The organism is Lactobacillus sp. PSON, assembly GCF_052615405.1.
Genome location: NZ_JBQXFW010000005.1, coordinates 360,947 through 375,200 on the forward strand (window position 1 = coordinate 360,947; position 14,254 = coordinate 375,200).

The 14,254-nt window shown below is 34.1% G+C and carries 13 protein-coding genes, 5 tRNA genes, 1 riboswitch and 1 other annotated feature; of the genes, 4 read left to right on the forward strand and 14 right to left on the reverse strand.

Annotation, left to right across the window (positions count from 1 at the left end; translation table 11 throughout):
* Positions 1–14: 14 nt before the first annotated feature.
* The 3 genes from galU to map all read right to left on the reverse strand — a co-directional run bounded on the left by galU (position 15) and on the right by map (position 2,745).
* A complete protein-coding gene (gene galU, locus ACTHPI_RS05705; RefSeq protein WP_445353210.1) occupies positions 15–920 on the reverse strand; it encodes a UTP--glucose-1-phosphate uridylyltransferase GalU in 906 nt (301 codons plus the stop codon).
* A gap of 66 nt (positions 921–986) precedes the next feature.
* Positions 987–1,889 carry a YihY/virulence factor BrkB family protein gene (locus tag ACTHPI_RS05710; RefSeq protein ID WP_445353229.1) on the reverse strand — a complete coding sequence of 301 codons (903 nt, stop codon included), beginning with the start codon at positions 1,887–1,889 and terminating at the stop codon, positions 987–989.
* A gap of 28 nt (positions 1,890–1,917) precedes the next feature.
* A complete protein-coding gene (map, locus tag ACTHPI_RS05715; protein ID WP_445353211.1) occupies positions 1,918–2,745 on the reverse strand; it encodes a type I methionyl aminopeptidase in 828 nt (275 codons plus the stop codon).
* A gap of 140 nt (positions 2,746–2,885) precedes the next feature.
* Here map and ACTHPI_RS05720 point away from each other — a divergent pair, with 140 nt between their 5' ends.
* Both ACTHPI_RS05720 and ACTHPI_RS05725 read left to right on the forward strand, forming a co-directional pair.
* On the forward strand, positions 2,886–3,332 hold the full coding sequence (locus ACTHPI_RS05720) for a flavodoxin (RefSeq protein WP_445353212.1): 447 nt from the start codon (positions 2,886–2,888) through the stop codon (positions 3,330–3,332).
* Complete coding sequence (locus ACTHPI_RS05725) at positions 3,325–3,849, forward strand: GtrA family protein (RefSeq protein WP_445353213.1); 525 nt, start codon at positions 3,325–3,327, stop codon at positions 3,847–3,849. The genes ACTHPI_RS05720 and ACTHPI_RS05725 overlap by 8 nt, the downstream gene beginning before the upstream one ends.
* Positions 3,850–3,873: 24 nt before the next feature.
* Here ACTHPI_RS05725 and wecB read toward each other — a convergent pair whose 3' ends face one another.
* Both wecB and ACTHPI_RS05735 read right to left on the reverse strand, forming a co-directional pair.
* Positions 3,874–5,010, reverse strand: coding sequence for a non-hydrolyzing UDP-N-acetylglucosamine 2-epimerase (wecB, locus tag ACTHPI_RS05730; protein ID WP_445353214.1), 1,137 nt, complete (start codon positions 5,008–5,010; stop codon positions 3,874–3,876).
* Positions 5,011–5,012: 2 nt separating this feature from the next.
* A complete protein-coding gene (locus ACTHPI_RS05735) occupies positions 5,013–5,189 on the reverse strand; it encodes a hypothetical protein (protein WP_445353215.1) in 177 nt (58 codons plus the stop codon).
* A gap of 130 nt (positions 5,190–5,319) precedes the next feature.
* Here ACTHPI_RS05735 and ACTHPI_RS05740 point away from each other — a divergent pair, with 130 nt between their 5' ends.
* A complete protein-coding gene (locus ACTHPI_RS05740) occupies positions 5,320–5,454 on the forward strand; it encodes a hypothetical protein (protein ID WP_445353216.1) in 135 nt (44 codons plus the stop codon).
* A gap of 33 nt (positions 5,455–5,487) precedes the next feature.
* On the opposite strand, the gene ACTHPI_RS05745 is transcribed toward ACTHPI_RS05740, so the two are convergent.
* Entirely contained in the window at positions 5,488–7,158 is a 1,671-nt protein-coding gene (locus tag ACTHPI_RS05745; protein WP_445353217.1) for a putative polysaccharide biosynthesis protein, read from the reverse strand.
* 95 nt (positions 7,159–7,253) lie between these two features.
* The gene (leuS, locus tag ACTHPI_RS05750) at positions 7,254–9,668 is read right to left on the reverse strand and encodes a leucine--tRNA ligase (RefSeq protein WP_445353218.1); all 2,415 of its coding nucleotides are present in this window, start codon (positions 9,666–9,668) and stop codon (positions 7,254–7,256) included.
* Positions 9,669–9,704: 36 nt separating this feature from the next.
* Positions 9,705–9,886 (reverse strand) — a binding site (T-box leader).
* A gap of 74 nt (positions 9,887–9,960) precedes the next feature.
* On the opposite strand from leuS, the gene ACTHPI_RS05755 reads away from it, so the two are divergent.
* The gene (locus tag ACTHPI_RS05755) at positions 9,961–10,638 is read left to right on the forward strand and encodes a phosphatase PAP2 family protein (RefSeq protein ID WP_445353219.1); all 678 of its coding nucleotides are present in this window, start codon (positions 9,961–9,963) and stop codon (positions 10,636–10,638) included.
* Positions 10,639–10,671: 33 nt separating this feature from the next.
* Here ACTHPI_RS05755 and ACTHPI_RS05760 read toward each other — a convergent pair whose 3' ends face one another.
* The 7 genes from ACTHPI_RS05760 to ACTHPI_RS05790 form a co-directional block, all read right to left on the reverse strand.
* Positions 10,672–12,126, reverse strand: a complete 1,455-nt coding sequence (locus ACTHPI_RS05760) for an MDR family MFS transporter (protein ID WP_445353220.1) — start codon at positions 12,124–12,126, stop codon at positions 10,672–10,674.
* 16 nt (positions 12,127–12,142) lie between these two features.
* The gene (gene metK, locus ACTHPI_RS05765) at positions 12,143–13,342 is read right to left on the reverse strand and encodes a methionine adenosyltransferase (RefSeq protein WP_445353221.1); all 1,200 of its coding nucleotides are present in this window, start codon (positions 13,340–13,342) and stop codon (positions 12,143–12,145) included.
* Positions 13,340–13,425, reverse strand: a riboswitch (SMK box riboswitch). It overlaps the preceding gene by 3 nt.
* A 67-nt stretch (positions 13,426–13,492) precedes the next feature.
* Positions 13,493–13,565, reverse strand: a tRNA-Val gene (locus tag ACTHPI_RS05770).
* 5 nt (positions 13,566–13,570) lie between these two features.
* Positions 13,571–13,642: transfer RNA gene (locus ACTHPI_RS05775), tRNA-Glu, on the reverse strand.
* Positions 13,643–13,942: 300 nt separating this feature from the next.
* Positions 13,943–14,016, reverse strand: a tRNA-Asp gene (locus ACTHPI_RS05780).
* A gap of 4 nt (positions 14,017–14,020) precedes the next feature.
* Positions 14,021–14,093: transfer RNA gene (locus ACTHPI_RS05785), tRNA-Val, on the reverse strand.
* Between the two features lie 34 nt (positions 14,094–14,127).
* Positions 14,128–14,218 (reverse strand) — tRNA-Ser (locus ACTHPI_RS05790).
* Positions 14,219–14,254 lie beyond the last annotated feature (36 nt).

A 14,254-nucleotide genomic window follows, 5' to 3' on the forward strand; every position in this document is an offset into this window, starting at 1 on the left:
ATAAATTTCAATAATTATTTTTTATTATTTTTCTTATCATGAGCTTGGAGTTCATTAGCTAATTTAATAATGTATTCTCGAAGATCATCTTTAGTCTCAGGGTGAGTTAAACCATATTCAATGGAAGTTTCAAGATAACCTTCCTTGTTACCCACATCATGGCGTTCACCATTAAAAACATGAGCAAATACACGCTGTGTCTTATTCATCGTATCAATTGCATCAGTCAATTGAATTTCTCCACCACGACCCGGCTTTTGATTTGCTAAAATTTCAAAAATTTCTGGTGTTAAAAGATAACGTCCAATAATTGCATAATCACTTGGAGCCTTATCAACTTCAGGCTTTTCAATAAATGAATCAACATTAATTAATCCTGGTTCAATTTCATCGTTTGGAGCAATTACACCATATTTAGAAACTTCTTCATGAGGAACTTTCATAACTGCAATTGTTGAAGCATGAGTCTTATCATAGCGATCAATTAACTGCTTAGTTAATGGAGTCTTGTCATCCATCAAGTCATCTCCAAGCATAACTGCAAATGGCTCATCTCCTACAAAACTTCTTGCACGTAAAATTGCATCCCCTAAACCTGCAGGATGAGGTTGACGTGTAAAGTATAAATTAATTCCTAAGTTAGTAATTTCTTGAGTTAAGTGAAGCAAATTAGTTTTGCCTTTTTCTTCCAAATCTTGTTCAAGTTCAGGATTTGCATCAAAATGGTCTTCAATTGAACGCTTATTTTTACCAGTAACAATTAAAATATCTTCAATTCCTGATTTTTTAGCTTCTTCAACAATAAATTGAATAGTAGGTTTATCAACAATTGGTAACATTTCTTTTGGCATTGCTTTAGTAGCTGGCAAAAATCTAGTACCTAAACCTGCTGCTGGAATAACGGCTTTTCTAACTTTCATAAAAACACACACTTTCTACATAAATTCTACCCTCTGATTTATCTTACCAAAATGTTGATGCTTCATCTACCTTTTATTATGTCTACGGCAATGAATAAATTCTGCCAGTCTACCTGGCGAATATGGGACATCACCTACACGTAATTGAATAATAGTAGCATTTACACATGTACCAAATAATAATAAAAGGGAACTAAGATTGAGATATAGCATAAACATAATAAAAGTTCCAACTATACCATAGTTTTCCCAACTAATTTTAAAATTATTTAAGTAAAAACCAAACAAGTAAGATAAGATACTCCAACCAGCTACAGTTGTAAAAACTCCAGGCCAAATTACACGCTTTTTCAAACGAATATTTGGCAAAGCAAAATTTAAATACCAAACCGCTAAAATCATAATAATAATTACCACAGGATAACGATAACTTAGAATTTTTTGAATTTCTTGAACAGAAAAAGCAAGATAAGGTTTTAAACTTTCTAAAATATACTGTCCCCAAATAAAAATTAAGGCTGCAGCTGTAAAGACTACAATCATTAACGTTGTCAAAAGTACACTAAAGCCACGAGTCCAAATTGACATTAAAAAATTTTGTTTGAGTTCTGCCCGATGAACCTCGTAGATTCGATTCATCCCAATCCTAATCGCATTAACTAACGAAGAAAATGACCAAATAGCAAATACAATACCAAAAGAAATGTATCCTGTAGAGTTACTCTTTAATAAAGATTTAACTATTGGCATGATAAACTCTGCTACCCTATCAGGAAATACCATTCGTATGTAATCAGCAATAGGATTAATATCAATAGAAAATAATGGCAAAATATTTCCAACAATAATAATTATTGGAAATATTGAAAACAAAATATAATACGCAATTACTATAGAACTGACAGTAATTTCACCCTTTGAGATTTTAGCAGAAAGAACTGGATAGAATTTTTTCAGACGGTGTAAAATACCTTCTTTTTTTATAATAGCTCACCTGTTAGTCATCCATTTCATCAAAATGAGGGATGTACTTCTCAAGACCATCGTATGGCTTTTGCAAAGTTAAAATCTTAGGACCATCTGCAGTAATTGCAAAAGTATGTTCAAATTGAGCAGCGTTTGAACCATCTGGAGTTGCATAGTAAACCCAATCATCGTTAGGGTCATCAACAGTTCTTTGATCAATATGCCAATCTCCACCTGCTTCAACCATTGGTTCACAAGTAATTGTCATTCCTTCACGAAGACGAAGACCATGACCTGCTTTACCCCAGTGAGGAACTTCTGGATCTTCGTGAATTGTTGGTTGAATACCATGACCTACAAGTTCACGTACATCCCCATATGGGTGTTCTACTTCTACAAAATGTTGAATAGCTGCACCAATATCACCAATACGATTGCCAAGTACAGCTTGATCAATTCCTAAATACATTGCCTTTTTAGTAGTTTCAATTAAGTCTTCATCAGCTTTAGAAATTTTACCTACTGGATAAGTAGTACATGAGTCTGTTTCATAGCCATCAAGATTGCAGGTTACATCAACCTTAACAATGTCGCCTTCTTTAAGAATTCTGTCTTTTCTTGGAGTTTGGTGAGCAATTTCATCATTTACTGAAACACAAGTACCATATTTATATCCTTCAAAACCTTGCTCAGAAAGACGTCCTCCACGACTTGATACAAAATCTTGACAAAATTCTTCAATTTCCCAAGTAGAAATTCCCGGCTTAATAACATCGCGTAAACCTTCAAACATAGATGCAAGTAATCGGCCTGATTTTTGCATACCTTTAAGTTCACGAACTGATTTAATTGTAATCAAAATATTTTCTCCTTTGTTATAAAAAATTATAGATACTTTAATTATAACGTTTTTGTTAACTTTACTAAAGTAGTACGGTAAAATAAGAAAATAATGTATAATAATAAGTTGTACTCATTAAGAAAGGTTGAAGAGATTTAATGAAAGCAAAAATTGTTTACGCCAGCATGACTGGTAATGATGAAGACATGGCAGATATTTTAGAAGAAGATTTATTAGATTACGGTTTTGAAGTAGATTCAAGTGATGTAACTTTTTCTGATGCAAGTGATTACTTAGATAGTGACTTATGTATTTTCATTACTTATACTTATGGCGAAGGCAAAATGACCGATGAAACAGCTGACTTTTACGACCAATTAAAGACTTTAGATCTTACTGGAAAGCACTTTGCTGTAATGGGATCTGGAGACAAGACTTATGGTGAACACTTCTGCGAAAATGTTTTTGATTTTGAAAAGTTATTTAAAGAAATAGGTGCTAGTGAGATTACTGCGCCAGTAACCATTGAAAATGCTCCAGATGATGAAGCAATTGATAAAATTGACAACGCCGCAAAGGAAATGGCTGATAAGTTAAATGGCTAAAAAAAATCAAGACGTGGTTGTTTCTGATGAAGCTAATATCCGCAAATTAGGGCAAAAATTAGTCAAACGTCATCGCAATCTTTGGGCTTATATGCTATTTGGATTTTTAGCAGCTTTAATTAATACAGTTGCTTTCATGATTTTACATCAGTGGTGGCACAGTGCGATGGTTATTTCTAATACTGCTGCTTTTATCATTTCTAACTTAGCTTCATTTTTCTTCAACCAAAAGGCAGTTTTTACTAATAATGTTGATCATGATCATTCTGAATGGCATAAGCTAATTGTTTTCTTTACATATAGGATTATTAGCTTAATTCCAGATACATTAATTATGCTAGTCGGACTTTCATGGCTTCACTTAAATGCTCTATTAGTAAAAATAATTGATCAAGTTTTAGTAGGAGTTTTTAATTATTTAACAACTCGATCCGTATTTCAAAAACAAGAACATACAATGATTGAACGTGCAAAAATGCGCCTTCAATCTCATCATAAAGAAAAGACAGACAAGTAGAATTTAACTTGACTGTCTTTTTTATTATTCAAAATCTTTTGGACGTTTTTCTTGTTTAAAATAATAACTAATAGCATTCATAATTCTATCACTTGCATGTCCATCACCATATGGATTTTTTGCATTAGCCATTTTATCATAAGCTTCCTTATCTTCTAATAGCTTTAACATTGCTTCTTTAACTGGTTCAACTTGTGTACCTACAAGTTGTAAGGTACCAGCTTTTACACCTTCAGGACGCTCTGTTGTATCACGAAGAACTAAAACCGGCTTACCAAGACTAGGAGCTTCTTCTTGAACACCACCTGAATCTGTCATAATAAAATAAGAACGTTTAGCTAAATTATGAAAATCAACCACATCTAAGGGATCAATTAAGTGAATACGTGGATCTGAACCTAAGATTTCTTGAGCAACTTCTTGAACTCTTGGAGATAAATGAACCGGATAAATAATCTCTACATCATTATGAGAATCAACTACCTGCTTCATTACTTTAAAAACTCTACGCATTGGTTGTCCTTGATTTTCTCTTCTATGCATAGTAACTAAAATCACACGATTGTTAGGTGTAATTTTATCAAGAACATCATGATGATAGTCTTTTTGAACAGTTTCTTGGAGTGCATCAATAGCTGTATTTCCGGTCACAAAAACATTATCTGCAGTATGATTTTCTTTAATCAAATTTGCTTTACTTAAACTAGTAGGAGCAAAATATAAATCAGCTAAGTCATCTGTCATTTGACGATTCATTTCTTCAGGAAATGGTGAATACTTATTCCATGTTCTAAGCCCTGCTTCTACATGTCCTAAAGTTGTTTGCTCATAAAATGTAGCCAAACTTGCAGCAAAACTAGTCGTAGTATCGCCATGAACTAGAACAATATCTGGCTTTTCTTTTTTAATGACTTTTGCCAAATCAATCATCACTTTAGAAGTTATTTCCTCCAAAGTTTGATTCTTTTTCATAATATTAAAATCATAATCTGGCTTAATTTTAAATATTTCTAGAACTTGATCTAGCATCTCACGATGCTGAGCTGACACAACTGTTACTTCATCAAAACGATTATCTCTTTTTAATTTTAAAACTAATGGCGCCATCTTGATAGCTTCAGGACGAGTGCCAAATACAGTCATAACTTTGATTTTTGCCATAATTACCTCAACGGATTCATCATAATCGCTGTAACCAATCCCCATACAATGAAGACACAAATTAAAGCGACATAAAGTAAATGCTTGCGTGTTTTAGTTGGCCTTTTCTTATCAAGTCCAAAAACAAGACAAAAACTACCAATAACAATGAACAACGCAGCTGTTAATAAGTATCCCATACATTCGTACGCTTTCTTTTTTATATACTTAATTAAAACATAATCCCTACTAACAAAAAAGCTTCCATTAATACTTTCTTTATTTATAATTGCAAACGCTTCCGATATTTGCTTATCCATGATATATTAAATGTGTAAAGAAAACCGAATCGTATATTTACTTAAGGAGATGAGCCACATGATGGTCTCAACAATTATCGGCGGTAGCTTCTTGTTAGTAGAGCTTGCTGGTGTTATTACATTATCAATCGTTAACCCATATTAACTAAAAAGCCTGAGATAAATCTCAGGCTTTTTCTTATATTCTTATATGCAATTTATTTAAAATTCGCTCAACCTTATTTCCTAAAACTTTTTGTGCCAATTGTGTTTTTAAAGTTATATAAGCATAAAAGATTACTCCAGCCATAACCGCAATTACTACAATAGTCAACGCTGGCATTCGACGTGCTGGACTTAAGAAAATTGTTAACAACTTTTGAACTCCAGCTACTACCAAAAACATTCCAATAGAAAAAGTGGTAATTCCCAAAAATCTTCTACCTGTTCGAGATAAGTTAAAGTTATAACCTACTTCTAAATGTTTTAAAGCTAAAAAGATAATTGCAATCATTCCTAAATTGGTCGAAATTAATGGTCCATATATTTTAAATAAACTAATCATTGGATATTGAAAAATAATTTTTATAACTAATCCCAAAACTAGATATTTAATAGCTAAACCATTTTCAGATAAACCTTGTAAAATCGCCATTAAAACAGTAAACAAACCTAAACTGATTGCAGTAAATGACGATAAATACAAAACGCTACTTCCTAAAGGATCATAACTATAAAACACAGTATAAATTGGCGTCGCAATTGCAGCCATTCCAAATGAAGCAGGAATCATGATAAACAAGAATAAATCTAAAATATTACTTATTTGCTTTGCAATGCTGCGGTAATTACCTTGTGTATGTGCAGCTGACAATAATGGGATAGCAGTAACTGCCATCGCACTTGCTAGTGACACAATAATCATAATCAACTTATTACCATTTAATGCAAATAAGGCATACCAGCTTTCAATCATATCTGAACTGGCATTTACCATCCCTGCAATCATTGGGTGGAATGTATATTGATCGACCAAATAGAATAATTGGATTCCAGCATCAATAATGATAAAAGGAATTGCTTGTTCAATAATTTCTGCAAATAATGAACTAGTTGATACTTGAATTTGGTTATTAGAGTTTTCTACTAGATTATCTAATTGATTTCTTCTAGTAAACAAAAACCATGCTAAAACTCCTATTCCAAATAAAGCACCGATAGCTGCTGCCAAGTTTGATTGAACAACTGCATGTACATACGAGCCATGCTGCATTTGCATAATTACAAATGCAGTTAAAAGCATCCAAATCACACGTGCTAGTTGCTCTATAAACTGCGACAGAGCTGATGGCATCATATCAGCATATCCTTGAAAATATCCTCTCATAATACTTAATATCGGTATAATCAAGATTGCATACGATAAGCTTCTCATAACTGCAACTTGTCTAGGATCACTTTTTGCTCCGTGAATCAGTGCTCCTATAACATCATTAGTTGCCAGAAGCGGAGCTGCAAAGTACATTATTGCAGCTGATACTATTCCGAGAATCGTCATTAATATCAATCCTTTTCGGAATAGCTTTCGTCCAATACCATATTCATTCAAAGCATTATATTTGGCAACTTGCTTGGCAATTGCTCCAGGAATTCCTGCTGTAGAAATTAAAATAAAAATACTGTAAATGTTATAACTTTTTGCAGTTAAAGCATTGGCAATATTACCATAATTTCCCATCCAAGCATACCAAGGAATGATATACAGCGCTCCAAGAATTCTAGAAGTAATCGAACCAATTGTCATCCATGCAGAACCTTTTAGAAAGGTATCCTGCGAATTTTTTGCATTTAATTCATTTTCTTCTTCCATTTAATTTCCCTAATTCAAAGTACTGACTAATTTATTTTGAAATTTTTGAAAGAAAGAAACAATATCTTTTTCTCTCTTTTTAGGAAAAATTAAACTTATTTAGCAACAATATTAACAATCTTGTTAGGAATTACAATAACTTTCTTAATATCCTTGCCTTCTAAGAACTTTTGAACATGTGGAATTGCTAAAGCTTGTTTTTGAACTTCATCTTTGTCAGTATCTTTAGCAATTTCAAATTTACCACGTAACTTACCATTAACTTGAACCATAATTTCAGCTGTAGCTTCTACTAATTTTGCTGGATCAAATTCTGGCCATTTAGCATATGAAATTGATTCATCATGACCAAATACTGACCAAATTTCTTCCATCATATGAGGAGCAACTGGTGCCAAAAGTTTTACAAAACCTTCCGCATATTCACGTGGAATAGACTTAGCTTTTTGAGCTGCATTTACAAAGACCATCATTTGACTGATAGCTGTGTTAAAGTGCATGTTTTCAAAATCTTCAGTAACTTTCTTAACAGTTTCGTTATAAACTTTATCAAGTTTACCATCATTTTCATCAACGATTTTTTCGTTAGGGATTGCCTTAAGATCTAAATCGTTAACCATCATTCTCCAAACACGGTCTAAGAATTTCTTAGTAGATGATGGACCATTGTCATCCCAATCAATTGAAGCATCAAGTGGACCCATGAACATTTCGTACATTCTAAGAGAATCAGCACCGTATTCATCAATTACTTCATCTGGATTTACAACATTACCCTTAGATTTAGACATCTTTTCATGATCTTTCAAAATAAGACCTTGATTATAAAGCTTTTGGAATGGTTCCTTAGTTGGAACAACACCTAAATCATAAAGCACCTTATGCCAGAATCTTGCATAAAGAAGGTGACGAACAGCGTGTTCTGCCCCACCGATGTAAAGATCAACTGGAAGCCACTGCTTTAATAAGTCGTAGTCAGCGAGCTCTTTATCATTATGTGGATCAATATAACGTAAGTAGTACCATGAAGAACCTGCCCAGTTTGGCATAGTATTAGTTTCACGCTTACCTTTTCGGCCATTTTCATCAACTACATTTACCCAGTCAGTCAAATTAGCAAGTGGACTTTCTGGCGTACCAGATGGCTTAATATCGGTAGCATGTGGCAAGCGAAGTGGGAGTTCATCTTCGGGAACTAATGTAGTTTCTCCATCTTCCCAATGAATTACAGGAATTGGTTCACCCCAGTAACGTTGACGACTAAAGTCCCAATCACGAAGTTTGTAGTTAACCTTTTCTTTACCCACATGGTGTTCTTCGAGCCAGTCAACCATTTTCTTTTTAGCTTCTTTAATATTTAAACCATCTAAAAAGCTAGAATTGATATGTTTACCATCTCCACTGTAAGCTTCTTTTTCAATATCTCCACCTTCAATTACTCGCTTAAGTGGCAAATCAAACTTTTTAGCAAAAGCATGATCACGGTCATCATGAGCTGGAACTGCCATAACTGCACCAGTACCATAACTTGCTAAAACATAGTCAGAAATCCAAATAGGAACTTCTTCACCATTTACAGGATTAATTGCATAAGCTCCAGTAAATACACCTGTTTTATCTTTATTTAAATCAGTTCTTTCAAGGTCTGATTTAGATTCAATCTTCTTAATATATTCTTCTACAGCTGCCTTTTGTTCAGGGGTAGTAATTTCTTGAACTAGTTTACTTTCTGGAGCTAAAACTGTGTAACTAACTCCAAATAAGGTATCTGGACGAGTAGTGAACACATCAAAAGTCTTGTCACTATCTTTGACCTTGAAAGTAACTTGTGCTCCAACTGAACGACCGATCCAGTTTCTTTGCATTTCCTTAACTGGTTCTGGCCAATCTAAGTCGTCTAAATCTTCTAACAATCTATCAGCATATGCTGTCATCTTAAGCATCCATTGACGCATATTTCTACGATATACTGGATAGCCACCACGTTCAGTTTTACCATCGACAATTTCTTCATTGGCTACAACAGTACCAAGATCAGGTGACCAGTTTACTGGAACCTCAGCTTCATATGCTAATCCCTTTTTATACATTTGTTCAAAAACCCATTGAGTCCATTTATAGAAATTAGGGTCTGAAGTTCTAACTTCACGGTCCCAATCATATGAAAAGCCTAACTTATTTAATTGACGCTTAAAATTAGCAATATTTTCATCAGTAACTTTAGCTGGATCTTCCCCAGTCTTTAAAGCATATTGTTCAGTTGGAAGCCCAAATGCATCCCATCCCATTGGATGAAGCACATTATAGCCTTGTGCTCGCTTCATACGAGACATAATATCAGTTGCAGTATATCCTTCAGGGTGACCTACGTGAAGTCCTTTAGCAGAAGGAAATGGGAACATATCTAAGGCATAATAATTTTTCTTTTTAGGGTCAGTGCCAGTTTTAAAAGTATCATTATCTTCCCAATATTTTTGCCATTTCTTTTCAACAACTTTGTGATTATACATAAACTCTCCTTAAATAAAAAAGTCCTATGATAAATATCATAGGACGAATTTTCGCGGTACCACCTAAGTTCCGCGCCTAAGCGCGACACTCAATGCTCCTTAACGCGGCTAGCATACGATAGGTCTAACTTAGGACAAGTTCACAAGCTCTTAATAAGACTTTACAGCTACCAGTCTCTCTCTGAAAAAAATTACCTGTTACTACTTCCTAACCTTTATTTTCTAATGGATAATGATTATAATTTACCACATATGCTAAAAAAAACAAGTGTTAATTGCTAGGAGGAAGAATTTGATTAATACAAAACGTCCACCAAGAGATACTTTGCCATGGGGAATTGTTTTTTTAACAATTTATGTTATCTGGGCAATTTTAGTTTCTACTGGTTCTGAATTTATTCATCAATTTGATAAAACTATTATTTCTATTATCTGCAATAATAATCCAACTAATGTTGCTTTTGCCAAAACTTTTACCAATCTCGGAAATACTAGCACGATTGTAGTTGAAACTATTATCTTAGTTGTACTTTTGCTTTTATTTAAACAATTTGCCTATGCATGGTTTACTGCAGGTGTAATGATTGCTGCAAATGGTTATAACTGGATAATCAAACATGCAATTGAGCGTCCACGCCCAACTGTTCATCACTTAGTTTATGCAGATGGATATAGCTTTCCATCAGGACATTCAGTTGGTAGTGCTGCTTTATTTGGAGTTTTAATTATTTTAACTATTCTGTTAGTTAAGAATAAATTTTGGAAAACTTTATTAATTATTATTTGGACATTATTTCCACTTTTAATTGGTTATACTAGAATATTTGTCCATGTTCACTATCCTTCAGATGTATTTGGAGGATGGATTGAAGGTATTACATTTGTATTACTTGGATATTCTTTCCTATATCATTTTTATATTGAACCTGAAATGGTAAATTATAATTTTAAACGAAAAACTCGTTCATAAAAATAAGCTTCGCAATTAATGCGAAGCTTATTTTTATGCTTTTTGACGATCTTTATATATTCTGTTTAAAACTATAGAAATTACAATAACGACTAATGAAACTACATATACTCCAATCAATCCAGCAAATAAAATTTGTCTTAACTTCGGAACTAAACTTGGCGCTAATTCTTTTGCCTTTTCTGCAGAAACAATTTTATTCATCATATTTTGTGTTAATTCAGGATTACGTGATAATTGATGTGCAATAATCGTATTAAAAGTAATTCCATAAACTGAAACCATCATTGTTTGCCCTAAATATTTCATTAGTGTATTAAACGAAGTAGCTACCCCAATATCTTCTTTACCAACAATAACTTGTGAACGAACTTGAGAAGCTGTAGTAATTGCCCCAAAGGCTATTCCATTAAAAGCAGCTATAATGCAAAATACCCAAAATGGAGTATAAATAGGGACTAATATTAAGGCCAAATCAGTAACTACCAATAAAGTCAACATAATATCATAAGTCTTTTTAATACCCCAGCGACCTAACATTCCACCAATTAAGAATGAACCTACAATCCACATTAAGGAACTTGGAGTTACTGCAAACCCTGCTAAAGAGGCATTTGTTCCATTAATTCCTTGCATCCACGTTGGAATATAAAACTCAAAACCAATGACAACTCCAGAAATAAGCAAAGTAATTAAATTAATTGCTAGAAATTCTCTATCTTTTAACATAGATAGCGGCATAATTGGGTCTTGTGCGCGTTTTTCAGCTTTAAAGAAAGCAACTACACTTATTAAAATTAAAGCCCCTAAGGCTGCCATAATAGCCCAACTAATTCCAGAGCCTAATTCCTGTAAGAAAAACATCAAACTCAAAAGTAAAATAATTAGCCAAATAGTTCCTTGTAAATCTAATTTAGACTTAGATTTCGATTTTGTTTCTCTAAAAAAGAATAAAACTAATAAAAGCGCCACAATTCCAATAGGTACATTAATATAAAAGACCCAATGCCATGATAAGTGCTGAACAATAAAGCCACCCAAAAGTGGTGCAATAACTGAAGCAACACCCCAAAAGCCAGAATTAAGTCCTAACATTTTGGCACGTTTTTTTAAAGTATATAAATCTGCAATAATTGTAATTGCAACAGGTTGAACAGCTCCAGAACCTAATCCTTGGATTACTCTAAAAATAATTAATTCAACCATATTTTGTGCTAAGCCACAGAGCGAGGATCCTATAACGAATATTGCAATCCCAAATAAAAAAACTGGCTTACGCCCGAAGCTATCTGCCAGTTTTCCATATAAAGGAGTCGACACAGCCGTCATTAACAGAAAGATTGAAACTACCCAATTCATTATTTCAAGTCCATTTAAATCTGAAACTATAGTTGGCATAGCAGTAGAAACAATCGTTCCTTCAATCGCGGTCATGAAAGTCGTCATAAAAATCGCAAGCGTGACTATTTTCACGTTTGTTTTTTTCATTTATTACTCCTTAAATTTATTTATGCTCTTCTACAAAGTCAAGCAAATCTTGTGTTTTATCAGTTCTTTCCCATGGTAAATCTACATCAGTTCTACCAAAGTGACCATATGCTGCAGTTTGTTCATAAATTGGGCGACGTAAATCTAACATTTCAATTATACCAGCAGGTCTTAAATCAAAAGTATTACGAACAGCTTCAGTAAGAACTTCATCACTAACCTTACCAGTTCCTGCTGTATCAATCATAATAGAAACTGGGTGAGCTACACCAATGGCATATGCAAGCTGAACTTCACAACGATATGCTAATCCTGATGCTACAATATTCTTAGCAACATATCTTGCAGCATAACTTGCACTACGGTCAACCTTTGTAGCATCTTTTCCTGAAAATGCACCACCACCATGACGTGCATAACCGCCATATGTATCAACGATGATTTTACGACCAGTAAGACCTGAATCCCCCTTTGGTCCTCCAATGACAAAACGACCAGATGGATTGATTAAAAACTTAGTTTTTTCATCTAAATATTTTTCAGGAATTACTTCTTTAACAACAAGATCAATCATCGCACGACGAATTTCTTCATTAGATACTTCAGCATCAGTTTGAGTTGAAATAACTACTGTATCAACCCTCATCGGCATATTATCTTCATTGTATTCAACAGTTACTTGTGCCTTAGCATCTGGACGAAGCCATTCTAAAGTTTTATCTTTTCTAAGTGTGGCAACACGTTTCATAAGCTTATGTGCTAATGAAATTGGTAAAGGCATAAGTTCTGGAGTTTCTTTAACTGCAAAACCAAACATCAAACCTTGATCGCCTGCACCAATTTGATCAAGTTCATCAGAATCAGACTTATTTTCACGAACTTCAAGTGAATTATCAACTCCATCCGCAATGTCTGCTGATTGCTCGTCAATATCTACTAAAACTGCACAATTATTGCCATCAAAACCTAATTCTGGCTTATCATAACCAATCTTAAGAACAGTTTTTCTTACTACTTTTTGAATATCAACATAAGCATTAGTAGATATTTCTCCAAAAACATAAACCATACCTGTAGTTACAATTGTTTCGCAAGCAACATGCGCATTAGGATCTTTTTCCAATAAAGCATCTAAAATTGCATCTGAAATTTGATCAGCTACTTTATCTGGATGTCCTTCAGAAACTGATTCTGATGTAAATAAACGTTTTTCCATATTAGTCCCCCTATATAGACACTGGCTATTCGGTTACAAGGCATCTTCACATATTATGAATCCTATCAGGACTTGAACCGATAATAATAATTTCTTTCGTTCTTGAGCATAAAAAAAGACCACCGATTAAATCCGGCAGTCTCAGAACGATGGAGGATACAGGGCTCGAACCTGTGACCTCCTGCTTGTAAGGCAGATGCTCTCCCAGCTGAGCTAATCCTCCATGAGTGACCCGTACGGGATTTGAACCCATGTTACGGCCGTGAAAGGGCCGTGTCTTAACCACTTGACCAACGGGTCGTTATCTCAAGCACATTTATTAGTATACCTGATGTTCAAAAAATTGCAAGCTTTTTTTATAAAAAAATAAAATTAAAAGTCATCAGGTATAACAAACCTAATGACTCCAGTTGTTTAATCTAATCTATATACTTTTCTCAAATGGTAGCAGATATTAAATCTGTCCTCCATTATGTTTTAAACTCTGTATGTTTTACTCTCTACATATATTATCTTCTCAAACTTTAACTAAAATATCAAGCTTTTTATTAAGAAATAAAAAAGAAGTACTTAAATACTTAAGTACTTCTTTGCACATAGCGGTCCATATCGGATTTGAACCGATGATCTCCTCCGTGACAGGGAGGCGAGATAAACCACTGCTCCAATGGACCATAATGGAGGATACAGGGCTCGAACCTGTGACCTCCTGCTTGTAAGGCAGATGCTCTCCCAGCTGAGCTAATCCTCCAACTAAAACAGGCTAACATACTGAGCTAGTCCTACGGAGTGTGAGGGATTTGAACCCTCGATACAGGATTAAGCCCGTATACATGATTTCCAATCATGCTCCTTAAGCCACTCGGACAACACTCCATTAGGTTTAATATAACCCGCTAGCTCCGGCTGTCA